Origin of the sequence: Microbacterium proteolyticum (assembly GCF_029639405.1) — a bacterium.
Lineage (GTDB): Bacteria > Actinomycetota > Actinomycetes > Actinomycetales > Microbacteriaceae > Microbacterium.
Window position 1 is genome coordinate 1,764,926 of sequence record NZ_CP121274.1, and the last position, 17,474, is coordinate 1,782,399.

Annotated in this window: 28 protein-coding genes; 26 read left to right on the top strand and 2 right to left on the bottom strand. The window is 66.9% G+C overall.

Features of this window, described 5'->3' with window-relative positions; genetic code table 11:
• Window positions 1–117: 117 nt before the first annotated feature.
• Complete coding sequence (locus P8R59_RS08915; RefSeq protein ID WP_278103652.1) at window positions 118–708, top strand: hypothetical protein; 591 nt, start codon at window positions 118–120, stop codon at window positions 706–708.
• Window positions 709–777: 69 nt separating this feature from the next.
• Here the strand turns inward: P8R59_RS08915 and P8R59_RS08920 are convergent, their stop codons facing one another.
• Both P8R59_RS08920 and P8R59_RS08925 read right to left on the bottom strand, forming a co-directional pair.
• Window positions 778–1,353, bottom strand: a complete 576-nt coding sequence (locus P8R59_RS08920) for a low molecular weight phosphatase family protein (protein WP_278103653.1) — start codon at window positions 1,351–1,353, stop codon at window positions 778–780.
• 17 nt (window positions 1,354–1,370) lie between these two features.
• A complete protein-coding gene (locus P8R59_RS08925; RefSeq protein WP_341210480.1) occupies window positions 1,371–2,843 on the bottom strand; it encodes a polysaccharide biosynthesis tyrosine autokinase in 1,473 nt (490 codons plus the stop codon).
• Window positions 2,844–2,945: 102 nt separating this feature from the next.
• Here P8R59_RS08925 and P8R59_RS08930 point away from each other — a divergent pair, with 102 nt between their 5' ends.
• The 25 genes from P8R59_RS08930 (at window position 2,946) to rplO (ending at window position 17,439) form a co-directional block, all read left to right on the top strand.
• Window positions 2,946–4,103: a hypothetical protein gene (locus tag P8R59_RS08930; protein ID WP_278103655.1), complete on the top strand. Its 1,158-nt coding sequence runs from the start codon at window positions 2,946–2,948 to the stop codon at window positions 4,101–4,103.
• A 137-nt stretch (window positions 4,104–4,240) separates the two neighbouring features.
• Entirely contained in the window at window positions 4,241–5,137 is an 897-nt protein-coding gene (locus tag P8R59_RS08935) for a helix-turn-helix domain-containing protein (protein ID WP_278103656.1), read from the top strand.
• A 127-nt stretch (window positions 5,138–5,264) separates the two neighbouring features.
• Window positions 5,265–6,266 (top strand): GDP-mannose 4,6-dehydratase, encoded by a 1,002-nt coding sequence (locus P8R59_RS08940; RefSeq protein ID WP_278103657.1) that lies wholly within the window; start codon window positions 5,265–5,267, stop codon window positions 6,264–6,266.
• Entirely contained in the window at window positions 6,263–7,186 is a 924-nt protein-coding gene (locus P8R59_RS08945) for an NAD-dependent epimerase/dehydratase family protein (protein WP_278103658.1), read from the top strand. The genes P8R59_RS08940 and P8R59_RS08945 overlap by 4 nt, the downstream gene beginning before the upstream one ends.
• Before the next feature lie 107 nt (window positions 7,187–7,293).
• Window positions 7,294–7,509 (top strand): hypothetical protein, encoded by a 216-nt coding sequence (locus P8R59_RS08950; protein ID WP_278103659.1) that lies wholly within the window; start codon window positions 7,294–7,296, stop codon window positions 7,507–7,509.
• A gap of 439 nt (window positions 7,510–7,948) precedes the next feature.
• Entirely contained in the window at window positions 7,949–8,257 is a 309-nt protein-coding gene (gene rpsJ / locus P8R59_RS08955; RefSeq protein ID WP_013584016.1) for a 30S ribosomal protein S10, read from the top strand.
• Between the two features lie 8 nt (window positions 8,258–8,265).
• Window positions 8,266–8,925 carry a 50S ribosomal protein L3 gene (rplC, locus tag P8R59_RS08960; protein ID WP_022878261.1) on the top strand — a complete coding sequence of 220 codons (660 nt, stop codon included), beginning with the start codon at window positions 8,266–8,268 and terminating at the stop codon, window positions 8,923–8,925.
• Window positions 8,926–8,929: 4 nt separating this feature from the next.
• On the top strand, window positions 8,930–9,592 hold the full coding sequence (gene rplD, locus P8R59_RS08965) for a 50S ribosomal protein L4 (protein ID WP_077049579.1): 663 nt from the start codon (window positions 8,930–8,932) through the stop codon (window positions 9,590–9,592).
• Window positions 9,589–9,888 (top strand): 50S ribosomal protein L23, encoded by a 300-nt coding sequence (gene rplW / locus P8R59_RS08970; RefSeq protein ID WP_022878259.1) that lies wholly within the window; start codon window positions 9,589–9,591, stop codon window positions 9,886–9,888. The genes rplD and rplW overlap by 4 nt, the downstream gene beginning before the upstream one ends.
• Window positions 9,889–9,912: 24 nt before the next feature.
• A complete protein-coding gene (gene rplB, locus P8R59_RS08975; protein ID WP_076491316.1) occupies window positions 9,913–10,752 on the top strand; it encodes a 50S ribosomal protein L2 in 840 nt (279 codons plus the stop codon).
• A gap of 12 nt (window positions 10,753–10,764) precedes the next feature.
• Complete coding sequence (gene rpsS, locus P8R59_RS08980) at window positions 10,765–11,046, top strand: 30S ribosomal protein S19 (RefSeq protein ID WP_013584011.1); 282 nt, start codon at window positions 10,765–10,767, stop codon at window positions 11,044–11,046.
• A gap of 22 nt (window positions 11,047–11,068) precedes the next feature.
• Window positions 11,069–11,467, top strand: a complete 399-nt coding sequence (rplV, locus tag P8R59_RS08985) for a 50S ribosomal protein L22 (protein ID WP_058623970.1) — start codon at window positions 11,069–11,071, stop codon at window positions 11,465–11,467.
• Window positions 11,467–12,225, top strand: coding sequence for a 30S ribosomal protein S3 (rpsC, locus tag P8R59_RS08990; RefSeq protein ID WP_278103660.1), 759 nt, complete (start codon window positions 11,467–11,469; stop codon window positions 12,223–12,225). Before rplV ends, rpsC begins: the two co-directional genes overlap by 1 nt.
• Window positions 12,225–12,644, top strand: a complete 420-nt coding sequence (rplP, locus tag P8R59_RS08995; RefSeq protein ID WP_013584008.1) for a 50S ribosomal protein L16 — start codon at window positions 12,225–12,227, stop codon at window positions 12,642–12,644. Before rpsC ends, rplP begins: the two co-directional genes overlap by 1 nt.
• Window positions 12,644–12,955 carry a 50S ribosomal protein L29 gene (gene rpmC, locus P8R59_RS09000; RefSeq protein WP_013584007.1) on the top strand — a complete coding sequence of 104 codons (312 nt, stop codon included), beginning with the start codon at window positions 12,644–12,646 and terminating at the stop codon, window positions 12,953–12,955. Before rplP ends, rpmC begins: the two co-directional genes overlap by 1 nt.
• Window positions 12,955–13,287: a 30S ribosomal protein S17 gene (gene rpsQ, locus P8R59_RS09005; RefSeq protein ID WP_278103661.1), complete on the top strand. Its 333-nt coding sequence runs from the start codon at window positions 12,955–12,957 to the stop codon at window positions 13,285–13,287. The genes rpmC and rpsQ overlap by 1 nt, the downstream gene beginning before the upstream one ends.
• Before the next feature lie 35 nt (window positions 13,288–13,322).
• Window positions 13,323–13,691, top strand: a complete 369-nt coding sequence (rplN, locus tag P8R59_RS09010; RefSeq protein ID WP_013584005.1) for a 50S ribosomal protein L14 — start codon at window positions 13,323–13,325, stop codon at window positions 13,689–13,691.
• Window positions 13,692–13,693: 2 nt separating this feature from the next.
• Window positions 13,694–14,053 carry a 50S ribosomal protein L24 gene (gene rplX / locus P8R59_RS09015; protein ID WP_077049576.1) on the top strand — a complete coding sequence of 120 codons (360 nt, stop codon included), beginning with the start codon at window positions 13,694–13,696 and terminating at the stop codon, window positions 14,051–14,053.
• A 2-nt stretch (window positions 14,054–14,055) separates the two neighbouring features.
• The gene (gene rplE, locus P8R59_RS09020; protein ID WP_077049575.1) at window positions 14,056–14,646 is read left to right on the top strand and encodes a 50S ribosomal protein L5; all 591 of its coding nucleotides are present in this window, start codon (window positions 14,056–14,058) and stop codon (window positions 14,644–14,646) included.
• Between the two features lie 91 nt (window positions 14,647–14,737).
• Window positions 14,738–15,136 carry a 30S ribosomal protein S8 gene (rpsH, locus tag P8R59_RS09025; RefSeq protein WP_138174671.1) on the top strand — a complete coding sequence of 133 codons (399 nt, stop codon included), beginning with the start codon at window positions 14,738–14,740 and terminating at the stop codon, window positions 15,134–15,136.
• 6 nt (window positions 15,137–15,142) lie between these two features.
• Window positions 15,143–15,679: a 50S ribosomal protein L6 gene (gene rplF / locus P8R59_RS09030; protein WP_077049573.1), complete on the top strand. Its 537-nt coding sequence runs from the start codon at window positions 15,143–15,145 to the stop codon at window positions 15,677–15,679.
• Between the two features lie 2 nt (window positions 15,680–15,681).
• The gene (rplR, locus tag P8R59_RS09035; RefSeq protein WP_022877830.1) at window positions 15,682–16,041 is read left to right on the top strand and encodes a 50S ribosomal protein L18; all 360 of its coding nucleotides are present in this window, start codon (window positions 15,682–15,684) and stop codon (window positions 16,039–16,041) included.
• A complete protein-coding gene (rpsE, locus tag P8R59_RS09040; protein WP_022877829.1) occupies window positions 16,038–16,718 on the top strand; it encodes a 30S ribosomal protein S5 in 681 nt (226 codons plus the stop codon). The genes rplR and rpsE overlap by 4 nt, the downstream gene beginning before the upstream one ends.
• A complete protein-coding gene (gene rpmD / locus P8R59_RS09045; RefSeq protein ID WP_013583998.1) occupies window positions 16,718–16,903 on the top strand; it encodes a 50S ribosomal protein L30 in 186 nt (61 codons plus the stop codon). Before rpsE ends, rpmD begins: the two co-directional genes overlap by 1 nt.
• A complete protein-coding gene (gene rplO, locus P8R59_RS09050) occupies window positions 16,903–17,439 on the top strand; it encodes a 50S ribosomal protein L15 (protein ID WP_278103663.1) in 537 nt (178 codons plus the stop codon). The genes rpmD and rplO overlap by 1 nt, the downstream gene beginning before the upstream one ends.
• The last annotated feature ends 35 nt before the right edge of the window (window positions 17,440–17,474 follow it).

Sequence of the window (17,474 nt, forward strand, 5' to 3'; positions counted from 1 at the left end):
GCATACCGAGCGCGCCAGGATCTCGAGTATGTGGCCCCCACTCGCCCGATGGCGAGCACATTGGACCCGTTCCCTCCCGACGAGGGCGCATATCCGAACAATCCACTTGGGGGATCCGTGAGCATCGAAGAAGTTCGCCCGGCAGGCGTCAGCCGCCGCACCGTCATCAAGGCCGCTGCGTGGTCTGCGCCCGTCGTCGCCGTGGCCGTCGCCACCCCGCTCGCCAGTGCGAGCACCCCGCCGGCGCCGGCACCGTCCACGCGTTCCTACTGGGATGGCGGCACCTCGATCAACAAGGTCGTGACCACCGGCAACCAGTACATCCGCATCAACCAGAGCGCATCGCTCGGCTTCGAGGTGGAGGACGAGAACGGCGATCCCGAACCCGCCGGCAAGTACACCTCCGGCCCCGCGACCGTTCGCATCACGTGGGGTGCGGGTGGTGGGGTCACCGATCCTCAGCCCTACTCGGTCCAGGAAACCAACCTCAACGGCTGGGTGCGCACCGGTAGCCTGCCCGGGACGGGTACCTCGGGGCAGATCGAGTACACCTACACCGGTCTCCTGAACGGCGATGCCAACCGCATCCCGCTGCCCGTCGTCCGGCTCTACCCCTCGCCGAACGGCGCGCTCACGGCGACCTACGTCACCGTTCAGCAGCAGTCGCAGTACATCGGCGCGTCGGGCTCGTACACGATCGCACCGTAAGCACGACCGTATGACGGTGGCCCCGATCCAGAGGATCGGGGCCACCGTCATACGTGCTTGGGGGTCAGCCTATGACGAGGCCTCCGCGCTCCGTCGCAGATAGAGCCCCACGGCCACGGCGGCGGGCTTCAACTGCGTATACGACAGCTGATAGGTCGCCTCGGACCGCCGGAAGGGGTCGATCACGTCGAAGTCGGCGGGATCCTCCGGCGGCGGGACGGTCCCGCGTAGCCGGGCCGCCAGAGCCACGGCATCCTTCAGCGCCTCGGCCGAATCGCTGGTCGATCGCTGCGTACTGTCCGATGCGGACGACTGTGCGGCGGGCACGATGTTCGCCAGTTCCCGGAGAGTGAAGGTGCGGCGAACGGCGCTGGGAACCAGGCTGACGACGGCACGACGATGCTCGCGCGAAAGTGCCAGTATCAATCCGGCGTCGCCGATTAGCTTCTCGCTGATCTGTCGTGCGCGATGGCTCTCCCCGGCGAAGCCGTCCTCGCGAGCCAGGCGCAGCGCCGGATCGGGCATGCCGTGACCGACGAGCGCGCCCGTTCCTGCGCTCTCCACCCGCACGTCGCGGATGCCCGACAGGCTCTCCGCCAGGATCAGTTCGGCGAGGGGAGACCGGCAGATGTTGCCGGTGCACACCGTCAGGACTGTGAATGTCACGCGTTTTCCACCGGGCGTGAGGCGGCCTCGCCGGACTTCCCGGGCGCGCCGGCGCGGGTGTCGGTGGCTCCCGCGTACGAGTAAGAGCCGTAGGCGTAGCTGTCGGGTCCGCGAGTGGGCAGCATCGTGACGATCACCCCGAAGAGGCGGCTGCCGATTCCCTCGAGCCGTTCCACGGCCGCACTCAAGTGCGGCTTGCGGGTGATCCCCGATGCTGCCACGAGGAGGACTCCGCTGGCGAAGCGAGAAACCACGGCCGCGTCGGTCACCAGGAGCAGTGGCGGTGAGTCGATGAGCACGTAGTCGAATGCGCCGGCCATCGCCTCGAGAGTTCGCTGCATCGCCTGGCTGCCCAGCAGCTCCGACGGGTTCGGCGGGGTCTGGCCCGACGGGAGGATGAAGAGTCGCTCGTTGCCCCACTGCTGAAGTGCGTCCGCGAGGTCCACGCGACCGATGAGGACATCGGTCAGGCCGACGGATCCCTCGATGCCCATGTACTCGGCCACGCGGGGCAACCGCAGGTCTCCATCCACCAGTGCCACGCGTGCCCCCGTCTCCGCGAGCGCGATGGCGAGATTGGCCGTGGTGGTGGACTTGCCTTCGCCGGGACCGGCGCTGGAGATGACGAACGTGCGCGAGTCGCCGTCGACGTCGATGAACTGCAGATTCGTTCGAAGGCTTCGGAACGACTCGGCTCGCGGGTTCCGTGGATCGGCGTGGACGATGAGCGGACGCTTCTTCGCCTCCGGGTCGAGGGTGATTCCGCCGAGCACGGGCTTGTCCGTAGCGGACTCGACATCGTGCGAGGAATGGATGCGCGTGTCCAGAACAGCGCGCAGAGCAGCGATCCCCAGGGCGAGCACCAAGCCACCGAGGACTCCGATGAGGACATTCAGCGGGATGCGGGGTGAGGACGGCGCAGTGGGCACGAGGGCGGGCTCGATGGTTTCGATCCGCACCAGACTGGGAGCAGACCCCGACGGCTTCTCGAGCTGGTTGACGACGACGTCGGCGAAATTGGTGCCGACGGAGTTCGCGATAGCGGCCGCGAGAGCAGGGTCGGAATTCGACGTGGATACCGAAATAACGACGGAGTTCGTGGGCGAGGTGGCCTCGATGGATTTCGCGAGTTCTTGCGGCGTGGTGTTCAGATTCAATTCGTCGATAACCCGGTCGAGCACGACCGCACTGTCGACCACATCAACAAAACTCACGACAGCCTGGCGGGCGAAGTTCGTGCCTTGTGCGAGCTCCGTGACGCCGGAAGAGTCCGATCGCACGGACACGTACAGCTGGGTGGTGGCCTCGTATTTCGGGGTCTGGAGCAGCGACCAGCCGAATGCGGCGGCACCGCCGAGCACTGTGAGGGAGAGTAGGAGAACCCAATTTCGGTGCAAGATTCGCAGATAGTCCCGCAGTTCCACTCGTTGCTCCATTCGACGATTCTCACCGCGCGGCGGAGGCCGCATGAGTCGGGGCGGGTAATCTGGGGCTATCCCTTACTGACGTCCGCTCTGCTCTCCACCCTACGTCATTGCCAATCGGTACCTCGTGAGCGAAGAGAGAACACGATGAACGACCTTGACGCACTGTTCGACGACGATTCCTCGGCCGATCGGCCGCCCGTCGCGGCCCGCACCGACGCCGCTGACGACCTCGTCCGCCTGGTGGGCCCGCAGGGCCCGTCGTCCGGCGAACGCCGGGTCTTCCGGGACGTCGAAGCCCTGGTGTCCAAAATCGGTGCACCGGGCGCGATCGACCACACGCGCCCCGCGGGGTGGTCGGCGCCGGAGGCCGCGGTCGCGGGAAATCGACCCCTGAACCTCATGGGCTCGTCGGGACGGATCAGCCTGCTCAGCATCGTCGTGGCCGTCCTCGCCATCCTCTGCGTCGTGGCCGCCGTCGCGCTGGGCATCTATCGGCAGCTGACAGCCGACCCGGTGGATGCGGCCATGGCGAGTCTCGTCGAGGCGGAGTCCGAGGTGCAGAACGATCTGCAGGGCTTGGCCACCGCGGTGGATCTCTACACGCAGACGGCGGATCAGGCGGACTCCCTGGTCGCGGCTGCGAACCAGACGCTGCCCTCGCTCGACGGGAAGGTGGAACAGGGCGTCTTGTCGGCCGCGGTCGCCGCGCGCGATTCCCTCGCCGTCGCCGTCACCCCGCGCGCCGACTTCGAGGTGCCGGTTTACGAGCGCGGTGCGATGGACGCGACCTCGGTGGCGGCCATCGCGAGCGCCACGGACAAGGTGCGGGCGCAGCGCGTGGACATCCCGGACCGTCTGAGTGCGGTGCGGTCGGAGCGTAGTGAGGTCGTGCAGGCCGTCAGCGAGTTCATCGCCCGTCTGGACGCCGTGGGCCAGCGGGTCGCAGCCGACGTGACGCAGGAACTGGAACAGAACGATGCGGCTACCGATGAGGCCCGGGCGAAGGTCACCGCTGCGGCGAGCGTCGTCGGGCAGACGACGGGCGCTGACCTGTTCGCGCCGCTGAATGCGTACGCCGTCGCCGTGGATGAGCTGCGCTCGGAGACGCAGAGTGTCTTCGAGGAGTCGACGACCCCGCGGACGACCTCACCCCGGACCGTGCTCCCCACGTCATCGGCCACTCCCGAGCCGGCGCCCTCGGAGCCGACCTCGTCCGAACCCGTCACCCCGCCCTCCGACCCACCGTCCGACACGCCGACCGACCCGGCTCCGGCGCCGACTCCCACTCTCGGTCTCGGATAGGCGCGGCCCGACGATCACATCGAGGGGTGAAGCCAGGGGTGAATTGAAGGTGGCGCACCGCGCCTGGCCGGGTGAATTCTCTAGCATCAGGGCCTGTAGTGGCGACCCGACGCCGCTCGCGAGCCCGGCAGGTGCCCATGACCGCGGTGTTCTCCGGAACGCCGTCGTTGGACGGACGATCTGCGCGAACGGACACCGCCACGTTCGGCGGTGTCTCCATCATCGCGCGGACCATGCCTTCGGCGCGCCCGTTCGCCATCCCGGAGGGGGTGGAAGGGGCTCTGGTACTGGCCGTGGTGCTGGGAGCGCCGCCGGGATCGGGTCATCGTCTCCACGCGGTCGGAAGTGCCGGAGCGCTCATCGCGACGTCCGAATCCCTCGACCCGGCCGTCCTTCCCCTGGCCCGGTGTCAGCTCACGGTCCTGCTTCCGGGGTCTCTGCTTCGCGAGGTCGGTCTCGGTGACGCCCCGGTTTTGACGCTGGACACCTCGAACGCCCTCTTCTGGCCGTTCGTCGCGTTCGCGTGGGAAGCAGCTCTCAGCTACGAGCGTACGAGTGGCCTCACGGCCTACTACCTGGAGCGCGTCCTGCAGGAGATGGTGCTCGGTATCGCCGTCGCCTCTCTCGGCCGTACGGAACCGGCCAGGGTCGGGCTGTACGCCGCGGCGATCTCGGTCGTGAATGCGCGCGCAGGCGACCCGGATCTCACTCCGGTGGGCGTCGCGTCGGAACTCAACGTCTCGCTGCGCACGCTGCAGCGCATGTTCGCGCAGCGGGATTCCACGGTCGAACGCGAGATTCGTCGAGCGCGGGTTCAGCAGGCTTTGACGATGCTCGACGATCCGGTCTACGACGCGCTGAGCGTCGACCGCGTCGCGCAATCGGTCGGGCTGTCCGGTGGATCCAGCCTGGCGCGCGCCTTCGCCGCCGAAGGGCATCCCAGCCCTTCCGTGGCCCGAAAGAAGCGGCTCAAGACTGACGTCGCGACCCCGTCCATGGGCGCTGGGCAGCCGTCTTTGCACACCGAGCGCTGAGATCGAACCGTGTTGCCGGCCCCTCCAGTTCACCCGCCTGCGCCCGGGGAGGGGCCAAGGGGCCGAGGTACGCTGAGCGTCGACGTCTGTCTGACGTCTCGGATCCCGTCGAGAAGAGGAAGAAGCGATGGCTGCGAGTAAGAGAGCACTCATCACCGGTGTCACCGGCCAAGACGGAGGGCACCTGGCTGAGCTCTTGCACGCGAAGGGGTACGAAGTCTTCGGCCTGATCCGTGGGCAGAACAACCCGCGCAAGGAGGCGACCGTCGCCGAGTTCCCCTACGTGACGCTCATCGAGGGTGACCTGATCGACCCCACCTCGCTGGTGCGCGCGGTGGAGGTGAGCGACGCGGACGAGGTGTACAACCTGGCCGCGATCAGCCACGTCGGATATTCGTTCAAGAACCCGACGCTGACGGCCGACGTGACCGCCAAGGGGGTCCTCAACGTCCTCGAAGCCGTCCGCATCACCGGTCGCGCCGAGCGCACCAAGGTCTACCAGGCGTCGACTTCCGAGATGTTCGGCGGGCTCGACTACAACCGTCCCGGCGCCGGATACAACGAGAACTCGCTGTTCCACCCGCGCAGCCCCTACGGTGTCGCGAAGCTGTACGGCCACTGGATCGCGAAGAACTACCGCGAGAGCTACGGGATGTTCGTGTCCTGCGGCATCCTGTTCAACCACGAGGGCGAGCGTCGCGGCGTCGAGTTCGTGACGCGGAAGATCACCCACGCCGTGGCCCGCATCAAGCTCGGCCTGCAGCCGAACATCGAGCTCGGCGACCTGTGGCCCAAGCGCGACTGGGGCTACGCCGGCGACTACGTCGAGGGCATGTGGCGGATGCTGCAGCACTCCACCCCCGACGATTTCGTCCTCGCGACCGGTGAGACCCACTCCATCGAGGAGTTCCTCACCCTGGCGTTCGCCGAGATCGGCATCGACGACTGGCGCCCGTACGTGGTGCAGAACCCGGCCTTCCTGCGTCCCGCCGAGGTCGACATCCTGCTCGGCGACCCCTCGAAGGCGGAGAACGAGCTCGGGTGGCGTCGCGAAGTCGACTTCCCCGGACTGGTGAAGCTCATGGTCGCCCACGACCTGGCCGAACAGGGCCGCTTGCAGAACCGATGACGCGGACGCTCGTCGTCACGGGCGCCGGCGGATTCGTCGGTGCCCATCTCTGCCGGATCGCGGCGGACGCCGGCTTCTCGGTTTTCGCCGTCGGTCGGGAGGCGAAACGCCCCGATTCGCTGGACGGGTTCGTCGACGAGTATGTCGGTGTCGACCTGACCGAGGAGTGGCCGTCGCAGGTGCCCACGGACGCGGACGTGGTGCACCTCGCGGGCCTCGCGGCGGTCGGCGGATCGTTCCGCGATCCGCAGCTCTACCTGTCGTCGAACAGTGCGATGGTCACCCACCTCTGTGAGGCTTTGATGCGGGGCTCCGGCGGGGGACGCGTGGTAGGGGTCAGCTCAGGCGCGGTCTACGCGGCCGGTCCCGGCGACTCGTTCATCGACGAGGCATCGCCCGTGGGATTCTCGTCCCCATACGCCGTCAGCAAGGTCCTCGTCGAGAACCAGCTGTCGTACTACCGCGGCCGCGGTCTGGACACCGTGGTGGCGCGGCCTTTCAACCATTCCGGGCCGGGTCAGGGTGTGGGGTTCATCATTCCCGATCTCATCCGCCGTCTCGCGCAGACGTCCGCGGATGAGGTGTTGACCACGGGTTCGCTGAGCACGCGTCGCGACTACACCGATGTCCGCGATGTGGCGCGTGCCTATCTGGCGTTGATCACGGCGCCCAGGCTGGATCACGACGTCTACAACGTCGCGTCCGGCACCCCCCGTTCAGGGAGCGAGATCCTGGCCGCTGTCTGCGCCGCTCTCGGACGTCCCGTACCCGAGACCCGGCTCGATCCTGGACTGCTGCGGCCGAACGATCCCGCGTCCATCACCGGCGACGCCGGACGGTTGCGCGAGCAGACCGGGTGGGCGCCGCAGGTTTCGTTCGAGCAGATGATCGTTGAGAGCGTGTCGTCCGTCCTGGCCTGAACCCCTCCTGCGACCTCACGCGACGGAAGGCTTCCCTCCCTCTCGCTCAGTCGGCACAATGGGCCCACCAGCGGAGAATCAGGTCCGCCCGAACGAGGGGAGCCGCCATGGGCGTCGACGACATCATCAACAAGGGCAAGCAGCTGTTCGAGGAGAACCGCGAGAAGATCGAGGAGGCGCTCAAGAGCGATAAGGCCGAAGAGGTCAGCGACAAGCTCCTCGACGGGGCCGCGGACGCCATCAAGAAGGTCGTCCCCGCTGAGCAGCACGCCAAGGTCGACGAGGTGCGCGCGAACGTCGACAAGAACATCGGCAACGCCTGACCGCACCCTGCTCTGCGCGGCGCCGCTCCCGGGAATGGGGGGCGGCGCCGTCGCGTTGCCAGCCGGGGGGCTGAGGATATGCCGCACGCGACACGCCCGGGTTTGCGACACGCCCGGGAGCCCCGTAGACTAACCAGGTTCCACATTCCGGCGTGCGCTCGGCGCGCGCCAGGATCACTGCCAGGGCAGTGCACAGGCGGCGCGGAAGCGCAGGGTCCTGGGCCGCGGGCAGCAGAACGCACACCGAACCCCTCATCCTTCCCGGGATCCGCACGCCTGCGTGCGGGGGGCGGGCCGGATGCCATGGCATCCGGTTTGACAGCTGAACAGCGGTGCAGCATCTCTCGCGCGAGCGAGGGGAAGTGCCAGGGCGCGAAAGCGCCACCGTGCGTCCGATGCCCTTGGTCGGGTAAGACGCGAGAAAGAGAGTGAGCAGACAATGGCGGGACAGAAGATCCGCATTCGCCTGAAGTCGTACGACCACGCCGGACTGGACTCGTCCGCGCGCAAGATCGTCGACACCGTGACCCGTGCCGGTGCCACCGTGGTGGGCCCGGTCCCCCTGCCGACCGAGAAGAACGTCGTGTGCGTCATCCGGTCGCCCCACAAGTACAAGGACAGCCGCGAGCACTTCGAGATGCGCACCCACAAGCGCCTCATCGACATCATCGACCCGACGCCCAAGGCCGTCGACTCGCTGATGCGCCTCGACCTCCCGGCCGATGTCAACATCGAGATCAAGCTCTGAGGTTCGACATGGCTGACATCAACTCCAAGATCTCCAAGGGCCTCCTCGGCACCAAGCTCGGCATGACCCAGGTGTGGGACGAGAACGGCAAGCTCGTTCCCGTCACCGTCATCGAGGTCGCCCCGAACGTCGTGACCCAGCTCCGCTCGGTCGAGAAGGACGGCTACAACGCCGTTCAGATCGGCTACGGCCAGATCGACCCCCGCAAGGTGAACAAGCCCCTGACGGCCCACTTCGAGGCCGCGGGCGTCACCCCGCGTCGTCACCTCACCGAGGTTCGCACCGCGGATGCCGCTGACTACTCGCTCGGTCAGGAGCTCACCGTGGACGGCCTGTTCGAGGCCGGCCAGCTGGTCGACGTCGTCGGCACCAGCAAGGGCAAGGGCACCGCCGGTGTCATGAAGCGTCACAACTTCAAGGGTGTCTCCGCTTCGCACGGTGCGCACCGCAACCACCGCAAGCCCGGCTCGATCGGCGCCTCGTCGACCCCGAGCCGCGTCTTCAAGGGCATGCGCATGGCCGGCCGTATGGGTGGCGAGCGCGTGACCGTCCTCAACCTCACGGTGCACGCCGTCGACGCCGAGAAGGGTCTGCTGCTCGTCAAGGGCGCCGTCCCCGGTGCCCGTGGCCGCATCGTCTACGTCCGCAACGCAGTGAAGGGTGCCTGATCTCATGGCTGACTCGACTCTCGCGCTCGACGTTCGCAAGTCCGACGGCAAGAAGGCCGGCTCCGTGGAGCTGCCCGCCGCGATCTTCGACGTCAAGACGAACATCCCGCTGATCCACCAGGTCGTCGTCGCCCAGCGCGCCGCCGCCCGTCAGGGCACGCACTCGACCAAGCGTCGTGGCGAGGTCTCCGGTGCCGGTCGCAAGCCCTTCAAGCAGAAGGGCACGGGTAACGCCCGTCAGGGCTCGATCCGCGCGCCGCACATGACCGGTGGCGGCATCGTCCACGGCCCGAAGCCCCGTGACTACGGCCAGCGCACCCCCAAGAAGATGATCGCCGCAGCCCTGCTGGGCGCGCTGAGCGACCGTGCTCGTGGCGAGCGCCTCCACGTCGTGGAGTCCTTCGGCATTGAGGGTGCTCCGTCGACCAAGGCCGCTGCCGCGGTCCTGACCGCTTTCGGCGCCGTCAAGAACGTCCTCGTGGTCATCGACCGCGACGACGAGCTGACGGTCAAGAGCGTGCGCAACCTCGCGTACGTCCACGTGCTGACCTACGGCCAGCTGAACGCCTACGACGTGCTCGTCTCCGACGACATCGTCTTCACCAAGGCCGCCTACGACGCGTTCGTCACGTCGAAGTCCGGCGCCACCGAGGAGGTCTCGGCATGACCGCCGTCAACAAGGACCCGCGCGACATCATCCTGAAGCCGGTCGTCTCCGAGAAGAGCTACTCGCTCATCGACGAGGGCAAGTACACGTTCCTCGTGGACCCCCGCGCCTCGAAGACCGAGATCAAGCTCGCGATCGAGAAGATCTTCGGCGTCAAGGTGGCTTCGGTCAACACGATCAACCGCGTGGGCAAGGCCCGCCGCACCCGCTTCGGCATCGGCAAGCGCAAGGACACCAAGCGCGCGATCGTCAGCCTCAAGTCGGGCACCATCGACATCTTCACGGCAGTCGGCTGACGGTCGGGATAGAGGACAAGAACAATGGCTATTCGCAAGTACAAGCCCACGACGCCCGGTCGCCGCGGCTCGTCGGTGGCCGACTTCGCCGAGATCACCCGATCGACGCCTGAGAAGTCGCTGCTGCGCCCGCTGTCGAAGACCGGTGGCCGCAACAACCAGGGCCGCATCACGACGCGTCACATCGGTGGCGGTCACAAGCGCCAGTACCGTCTGATCGACTTCCGTCGCAACGACAAGGACGGCATCGACGCCAAGGTCGCTCACATCGAGTACGACCCCAACCGCACCGCGCGCATCGCGCTCCTGCACTACAAGGACGGCGAGAAGCGGTACATCCTCGCCCCCAACAAGCTGCAGCAGGGCGACATCATCGAGTCCGGTGCCGGCGCCGACATCAAGCCCGGCAACAACCTGCCGCTGCGCAACATCCCCACCGGTACGGTGATCCACGCGATTGAGCTCCGTCCCGGGGGAGGAGCGAAGATGGCCCGTTCGGCCGGCGCCTCCGTGCGTCTGGTCGCCAAGGACGGCCCCTACGCTCAGCTGCGTCTGCCTTCCGGCGAGATCCGCAACGTCGACGTGCGCTGCCGCGCCACGATCGGCGAGGTCGGCAACGCCGAGCAGTCGAACATCAACTGGGGCAAGGCCGGCCGCAAGCGCTGGAAGGGTGTCCGTCCCACCGTCCGTGGTGTCGCCATGAACCCGGTCGACCACCCGCACGGTGGTGGTGAGGGCAAGACGTCCGGTGGTCGTCACCCCGTTTCGCCGTGGGGTAAGGCCGAAGGCCGTACCCGCCACGCGAACAAGGAAAGCGACAAGCTGATCGTCCGCCGTCGCACCGCCGGCAAGAAGCGTAAGTAGGAGTAGAGGAAGATGCCTCGCAGCCTTAAGAAGGGCCCCTTCGTCGACGAGCACCTGCTTCGCAAGGTCGTCTCGCAGAACGAAGCCGGTTCGAAGAACGTCATCAAGACCTGGTCGCGCCGTTCGATGATCATCCCCGCCATGCTGGGACACACCATCGCCGTGCACGACGGACGCAAGCACATCCCCGTGTTCGTGACCGAGACCATGGTCGGCCACAAGCTGGGCGAGTTCTCGCCCACCCGCACCTTCCGCGGCCACGTGAAGGACGACAAGAAGGGCCGTCGCCGCTAAGGCGACCGAGGAGGAGAGAGAAATGGTGGAGTCCATCGCACGCGTGCGACACATCCGCGTGACCCCTCAGAAGGCTCGTCGTGTCGTCGCTCTCATCAAGGGGAAGCAGGCCGAAGAGGCCCTCGCCATCCTGAAGTTCGCGCCGCAGGGCGCGAGCGAGCCGATCTACAAGCTCGTCGCCTCGGCGATCGCGAACGCTCGCGTCACCGCCGACAAGACGAACGAGTACCTGGATGACGCCGACCTGTACGTGAAGAACGCGTACGTCGACGAGGGCACGACGCTCAAGCGTTTCCAGCCCCGCGCACAGGGTCGCGCCTTCCAGATCAAGAAGCGCACGAGCCACATCACGGTCGTGCTCGCGACGCCGGAAGACGCTGCTGCGGCCCCGGCTCGCGCCAACAAGAAGGCGAGCAAGTAATGGGACAGAAGGTCAACCCGTACGGCTTCCGCCTCGGCATCACCACCGACCACGTGTCGCGGTGGTTCTCCGACTCGACGAAGCCCGGACAGCGCTACGCCGACTACCTCGCCGAGGACATCAAGATCCGTCGCCTGCTGACCACCTCGCTCGACCGCGCGGGCGTCAGCAACATCGAGATCGAGCGCACGCGTGACCGCGTCCGCGTCGACATCCACACCGCCCGCCCGGGCATCGTGATCGGTCGCCGCGGCGCCGAGGCCGAGCGCATCCGCGCCGACCTCGAGAAGCTCACCGGCAAGCAGATCCAGCTGAACATCCTCGAGGTCAAGAACCCCGAGGCCGACGCTCAGCTGGTCGCGCAGGGTGTGGCCGAGCAGCTCACCGGTCGTGTGGCGTTCCGCCGCGCGATGCGCAAGGGCCTGCAGGGCGCACAGCGTGCCGGCGCCAAGGGTGTCCGCATCCAGGTGTCGGGTCGTCTCGGCGGCGCCGAGATGAGCCGCTCCGAGTTCTACCGCGAAGGCCGTGTGCCCCTGCACACCCTCCGCGCGAACATCGACTACGGCTTCTACGAGGCCAAGACGACCTTCGGCCGCATCGGCGTGAAGGTCTGGATCTACAAGGGCGACCTCACCAACAAGGAGCTCGCCCGCGAGCAGGCCAACGCGCCCAAGTCGCGCGGTCGTGACGACCGTGGCGGCGACCGTCGTCGTGGCCCGCGCAACGAGGCCCCCGTGGCAGAAGGAGCGTCGGCGTAATGCTCATCCCCCGTAAGGTCAAGTACCGGAAGCAGCACCACCCCGGTCGCTCGGGTCAGGCCACCGGTGGCACCACGGTGTCGTTCGGTGAGTTCGGCATCCAGGCTCTGACCCCCGCTTACGTGACCAACCGTCAGATCGAGTCCGCTCGTATCGCCATGACGCGTCACATCAAGCGTGGTGGAAAGGTGTGGATCAACATCTACCCCGACCGCCCGCTCACCAAGAAGCCGGCCGAAACCCGCATGGGTTCCGGTAAGGGTTCGCCCGAGTGGTGGGTTGCGAACGTCAAGCCGGGTCGCGTCCTCTTCGAGGTCGCCGGTGTCAACGAGGAACTCGCTCGTGAAGCACTGACCCGTGCCATCCACAAGCTGCCGCTGAAGGCACGCATCATCAAGCGCGAGGAGGGCGACGCGTAATGGCGATCGGCACCAAGCAGCTCGCCCCGAGCGAGCTCGACACGTTCGAAGACCAGCGCCTCGTCGAGGAGCTGCGCAAGGCCAAGGAAGAGCTGTTCAACCTGCGCTTCCAGTCGGCCACCGGCCAGCTCGAGAGCCACGGCCGCATCCGTGCAGTCAAGCGCGACATCGCGCGTCTGTACACGGTGATCCGTGAGCGCGAGCTCGGCATCCGCGCCACGCCGGCCCCGGTCGAGGCGACGAAGGCGAAGAAGAGCAAGGCGAAGAAGGCGGATGCCGCTGACGACGCCGCGAAGGAAGAGGCGGAGTAATGGCTACCGCGAAGAAGGCAGAAGCCGAGGCGCAGGTCGTCGGCCACGAGCACGCGGCGAACGACGTCCGCGACGAGAGCGCCCGCGGTTACCGCAAGACGCGTCGTGGCTACGTCGTCAGCGACAAGATGGACAAGACGATCGTCGTCGAGGTCGAGGACCGCGTGAAGCACCCGCTCTACGGCAAGGTCATCCGTCGCACGTCGAAGGTCAAGGCCCACGACGAGACGAACTCGGCCGGCATCGGCGACCTGGTCGTCATCAACGAGACCCGTCCGCTCAGCGCCACCAAGCGCTGGCGCCTGGTCGAGATCCTCGAGAAGGCCAAGTAAGCCTCGCGGCTTGCTTGGAACCCAAGGAGTAACAAGTGATTCAGAACGAATCCCGGCTGAAGGTCGCCGACAACACCGGCGCCAAGGAGCTGCTGACCATCCGTGTGCTGGGCGGCTCCAACCGTCGGTACGCGGGCCTGGGCGACGTCATCGTCGCCACGGTCAAGGACGCGATCCCCGGTGGAAACGTCAAGAAGGGCGACGTGGTCAAGGCCGTCGTCGTCCGCGTGGTCAAGCAGACCCGTCGTCCCGACGGCTCGTACATCAAGTTCGACGAGAACGCCGCCGTGATCCTGAAGAACGACGGGGAGCCCCGCGGCACCCGCATCTTCGGACCGGTCGGCCGTGAGCTTCGCGACAAGAAGTTCATGAAGATCGTCTCGCTCGCCCCGGAGGTCATCTGATCATGGCGAAAATCAAGAAGGGTGACCTGGTACAGGTCATCTCTGGCAAGAAGCAGGACAAGGGCGGCGACCGCGGCAAGCAGGGCAAGGTCCTCGAGGTCCTCACCGAGCAGAACCGCGTCATCGTCGAGGGCGTGAACTACGTCACGAAGCACAACCGCGTCGGCCAGTCCCAGCGCGGCACCAAGACCGGTGGCATCGAGACGTTCGAGGCCCCGATCCACATCTCCAACGTCGCGATCGTCGACCCCTCGACCAAGAAGCCGACCCGCGTCGGTCACCGCGTCGAGGAGCAGGTGAAGGACGGCGTCAAGCGCACCGTCCGCGTGCGCTTCGCGAAGAAGTCAGGCAAGGACCTCTGAATATGAGCACCGACACTGCCGCGGTGGCTGGCAAGATCCAGCCCCGCCTGAAGCAGAAGTACAACACCGAGATCAAGAAGGCGCTGCAGGAAGAGTTCGGTTACGCGAACGTCATGCAGATCCCCGGTCTGGTCAAGGTCGTCGTGAACACCGGTGTCGGCGAGGCTGCTCGCGACAGCAAGGTGATCGATGGCGCGGTCGAGGACCTCACCAAGATCACCGGTCAGAAGCCCATCGTCACCAAGGCCCGCAAGTCCATCGCGCAGTTCAAGCTGCGCGAAGGACAGGCCATCGGTGCGCACGTCACCCTCCGTGGTGACCGTGCGTGGGAATTCGTCGACCGTCTCGTCAACCTCGCCCTGCCCCGTATCCGCGACTTCCGCGGTCTCTCGGCCAAGCAGTTCGACGGCAACGGCAACTACACCTTCGGTCTCCAGGAGCAGTCCGTGTTCCACGAGATCGATCAGGACCGCATCGACCGCGTGCGTGGTTTCGACATCACGATCGTCACCACCGCGAAGACCGATGACGAGGGCCGCTCGCTGCTTCGCCAGCTCGGCTTCCCGTTCCAGTCGGCGGACGCTCAGGCCTGAGCCCCGGGCCCCCGGGATCCCGGGGGCCTCTCATCGAAGGTCGCCTGTCGTGTAACGGCAGTCGAAACCTCATGATCGAAAGAAGCAACACATGACGATGACAGACCCGGTCGCAGACATGCTGACCCGTCTGCGCAACGCGAACTCGGCGCACCACGACTCCGTGTCGCTGCCGAGCTCGAAGCTCAAGACGCACATCGCCGCCATCCTCAAGCAGGAGGGTTACATCGCCGACTGGTCCGTTTCGGACGCCCGTGTCGGCCAGACCCTCACCATGACGCTGAAGTACGGCCCGAACCGCGAGCGGTCGATCGCCGGCATCAAGCGCGTGTCGAAGCCCGGCCTTCGCGTGTACGCGAAGTCCACCGAGGTCCCCACGGTCCTCGGCGGCCTGGGCGTCGCCATCCTGTCCACCTCCTCCGGTCTCCTCACGGACCGTCAGGCCGAGCAGAAGGGCGTCGGCGGGGAAGTCCTCGCCTACGTGTGGTGATCTGACATGTCGCGTATTGGACGTCTTCCCATCGACATCCCCGCCGGTGTCACCGTCTCGGTGAACGGCCGGGAGGTCCACGTCAAGGGCCCGAAGGGCGAGCTCGCGCTCACCATCGCGCAGCCCCTCGAGGTTTCGGTCGAGGAGAACCAGGTTCTCGTCACCCGCCCCGACGACGAGCGCGAGTCGCGGTCGCTCCACGGCCTGACCCGCACGCTCATCAACAACAACATCATCGGTGTCACCCAGGGCTACACCAAGGGCCTCGAGGTCGTCGGCACGGGTTACCGCGTGGCGCAGAAGGGCAGCTCGGTCGAGTTCGCCCTCGGCTTCTCGCACCCCGTCCTGATCGACCCGCCCGCGGGCATCACCCTCACGGTCGAAGGCAACAACAAGCTGACCGTGAGCGGCATCGACAAGCAGGCCGTCGGCGAGGCCGCCGCCAACATCCGCAAGATCCGCAAGCCCGAGCCCTACAAGGGCAAGGGTGTGCGGTACGCGGGCGAGGTTGTGCGCCGCAAGGCCGGAAAGAGTGGTAAGTAGCCATGGCTATCAAGACAAAGTCCGCCGCCCGCGCGCGTCGCCACGCTCGCCTGCGCAAGAAGGTCGTGGGTACGGAGCTCCGTCCCCGTCTCGTCGTGACGCGTTCGGCCCGCCACGTCTTCGTCCAGCTGGTCGACGACAGCAAGGGCCACACCGTGGCCTCGGCCTCGACGCTCGAGGTCGACCTGCGTTCGTTCGACGGTGACAAGACCGCCAAGGCCCGCAAGGTCGGCGAGCTCGTCGCCGAGCGCGCGAAGGCCGCCGGCTTCTCGGACGTCGTGTTCGACCGCGGCGGCAACCGTTACGCCGGTCGTGTCGCCGCGATCGCCGAAGGCGCCCGCGAAGGAGGGCTGAACCTGTGAGTGACAACAAGGAGACCGAAGTGACCGAGCAGACTGCACCGACTGAGGGTGCGGCTGGGTCCCAGGCACCCGCCGAGCGTGAGCGCGAGCCCCGCCGCGGCGGTCGCGAGCGCAACGCCAACCAGCGTGACCGTGGTTCGCGCGACCGCAACGAGAGCCAGTTCCTCGAGCGCGTCGTGACGATCAACCGCGTCTCGAAGGTCGTCAAGGGCGGTCGTCGCTTCAGCTTCACGGCGCTGGTCGTCGTGGGCGATGGCAACGGCGTCGTGGGCGTCGGCTACGGCAAGGCGCGCGAAGTGCCCCTCGCCATCTCGAAGGGTGTTGAAGAGGCCAAGCGCAACTTCTTCCGCGTGCCGCGCTCGGGCTCGACCATTCCCCACCCCGTCCAGGGTGAGGCTGCCGCCGGTGTGGTGCTCCTGCGCCCCGCCGCTGCCGGTACCGGTGTTATCGCCGGTGGTCCCGTCCGCGCCGTCCTCGAGTGCGCCGGCATCCACGACGTCCTCTCGAAGTCGCTCGGTTCGTCGAACACGATCAACATCGTGCACGCGACCGTCGAGGCTCTGAAGTCGCTCGAGGAGCCCCGTGCCGTGGCCGCCCGCCGCGGTCTGGAGTTCGACCAGGTCGCCCCGGCCCGCCTCGTGCGCGCCGAGGCCGCCGCTCAGAAGGTAGGTGCCTGATGGCCGAGCGTCTGAAGGTCACGCAGATCAAGTCCAAGGTGAGCGAGAAGCAGAACCAGCGTGACACGCTGCGCTCGCTCGGTCTCAAGCGGATCGGCGACTCCGTCGTCCGTCCCGACGACGCGCAGACGCGCGGCTACGTCAAGACCGTCGCCCACCTCGTCAAGGTTGAGGAGATCGACTAATGGCTGACAAGAAGGACGAGACCACCACGGTCGACGCCCCGAAGAAGGCTCCGGCCCGCAAGACGGCCGCGAAGAAGGATGCCGCACCCGCGGCACGCCCCGGCGTGCTGAAGGTCCACCACCTGCGTCCCGTCCCCGGCGCTCGCACCGCGAAGACCCGTGTCGGTCGCGGTGAGGGCTCGAAGGGTAAGACCGCCGGTCGCGGTACCAAGGGAACGAAGGCCCGTTACCAGGTCAAGGTCGGCTTCGAGGGTGGGCAGATGCCGCTGCACATGCGCACCCCGAAGCTCCGTGGCTTCAAGAACCCGTTCCGGGTCGAGTACCAGGTCGTCAACCTCGACAAGCTGGCCGAGCTCTACCCGCAGGGCGGCGATGTGACCATCGTCGACCTGGTGGCCAAGGGTGCCGTGCGCAAGAACGAGAAGGTCAAGGTGCTCGGCACCGGCGACATCTCGGTCGCGCTCAACGTGTCGGTCGACAAGGTCTCCGGCTCCGCGGAGCAGAAGATCGTCGCCGCAGGCGGCTCCATCAACTGACGTCACACCCCGAAGGGGCCGGCGGCCGTGTGGCC

Bases quoted from the DNA above. Each gene is read 5' to 3' on its own strand.
- rplW (WP_022878259.1), top strand. From the start codon at position 9,589: ATGACCGCCGTCAACAAGGACCCGCGCGACATCATCCTGAAGCCGGTC.
- P8R59_RS08940 (WP_278103657.1), top strand. From the start codon at position 5,265: ATGGCTGCGAGTAAGAGAGCACTCATCACCGGTGTCACCGGCCAAGAC.
- P8R59_RS08925 (WP_341210480.1), bottom strand. From the start codon at position 2,843: ATGCGGCCTCCGCCGCGCGGTGAGAATCGTCGAATGGAGCAACGAGTG.
- P8R59_RS08935 (WP_278103656.1), top strand. From the start codon at position 4,241: ATGACCGCGGTGTTCTCCGGAACGCCGTCGTTGGACGGACGATCTGCG.
- P8R59_RS08950 (WP_278103659.1), top strand. From the start codon at position 7,294: ATGGGCGTCGACGACATCATCAACAAGGGCAAGCAGCTGTTCGAGGAG.
- rplB (WP_076491316.1), top strand. From the start codon at position 9,913: ATGGCTATTCGCAAGTACAAGCCCACGACGCCCGGTCGCCGCGGCTCG.
- rplR (WP_022877830.1), top strand. From the start codon at position 15,682: ATGGCTATCAAGACAAAGTCCGCCGCCCGCGCGCGTCGCCACGCTCGC.
- rplP (WP_013584008.1), top strand. From the start codon at position 12,225: ATGCTCATCCCCCGTAAGGTCAAGTACCGGAAGCAGCACCACCCCGGT.
- rpsH (WP_138174671.1), top strand. From the start codon at position 14,738: ATGACGATGACAGACCCGGTCGCAGACATGCTGACCCGTCTGCGCAAC.
- P8R59_RS08930 (WP_278103655.1), top strand. From the start codon at position 2,946: ATGAACGACCTTGACGCACTGTTCGACGACGATTCCTCGGCCGATCGG.
- rplX (WP_077049576.1), top strand. From the start codon at position 13,694: ATGGCGAAAATCAAGAAGGGTGACCTGGTACAGGTCATCTCTGGCAAG.
- rplC (WP_022878261.1), top strand. From the start codon at position 8,266: ATGGCTGACATCAACTCCAAGATCTCCAAGGGCCTCCTCGGCACCAAG.
- P8R59_RS08945 (WP_278103658.1), top strand. From the start codon at position 6,263: ATGACGCGGACGCTCGTCGTCACGGGCGCCGGCGGATTCGTCGGTGCC.
- rpmD (WP_013583998.1), top strand. From the start codon at position 16,718: ATGGCCGAGCGTCTGAAGGTCACGCAGATCAAGTCCAAGGTGAGCGAG.
- rplO (WP_278103663.1), top strand. From the start codon at position 16,903: ATGGCTGACAAGAAGGACGAGACCACCACGGTCGACGCCCCGAAGAAG.
- rplV (WP_058623970.1), top strand. From the start codon at position 11,069: ATGGTGGAGTCCATCGCACGCGTGCGACACATCCGCGTGACCCCTCAG.
- rpsQ (WP_278103661.1), top strand. From the start codon at position 12,955: ATGGCTACCGCGAAGAAGGCAGAAGCCGAGGCGCAGGTCGTCGGCCAC.
- rpmC (WP_013584007.1), top strand. From the start codon at position 12,644: ATGGCGATCGGCACCAAGCAGCTCGCCCCGAGCGAGCTCGACACGTTC.
- rpsS (WP_013584011.1), top strand. From the start codon at position 10,765: ATGCCTCGCAGCCTTAAGAAGGGCCCCTTCGTCGACGAGCACCTGCTT.
- rpsC (WP_278103660.1), top strand. From the start codon at position 11,467: ATGGGACAGAAGGTCAACCCGTACGGCTTCCGCCTCGGCATCACCACC.
- rplF (WP_077049573.1), top strand. From the start codon at position 15,143: ATGTCGCGTATTGGACGTCTTCCCATCGACATCCCCGCCGGTGTCACC.
- rplE (WP_077049575.1), top strand. From the start codon at position 14,056: ATGAGCACCGACACTGCCGCGGTGGCTGGCAAGATCCAGCCCCGCCTG.
- rpsJ (WP_013584016.1), top strand. From the start codon at position 7,949: ATGGCGGGACAGAAGATCCGCATTCGCCTGAAGTCGTACGACCACGCC.
- rplD (WP_077049579.1), top strand. From the start codon at position 8,930: ATGGCTGACTCGACTCTCGCGCTCGACGTTCGCAAGTCCGACGGCAAG.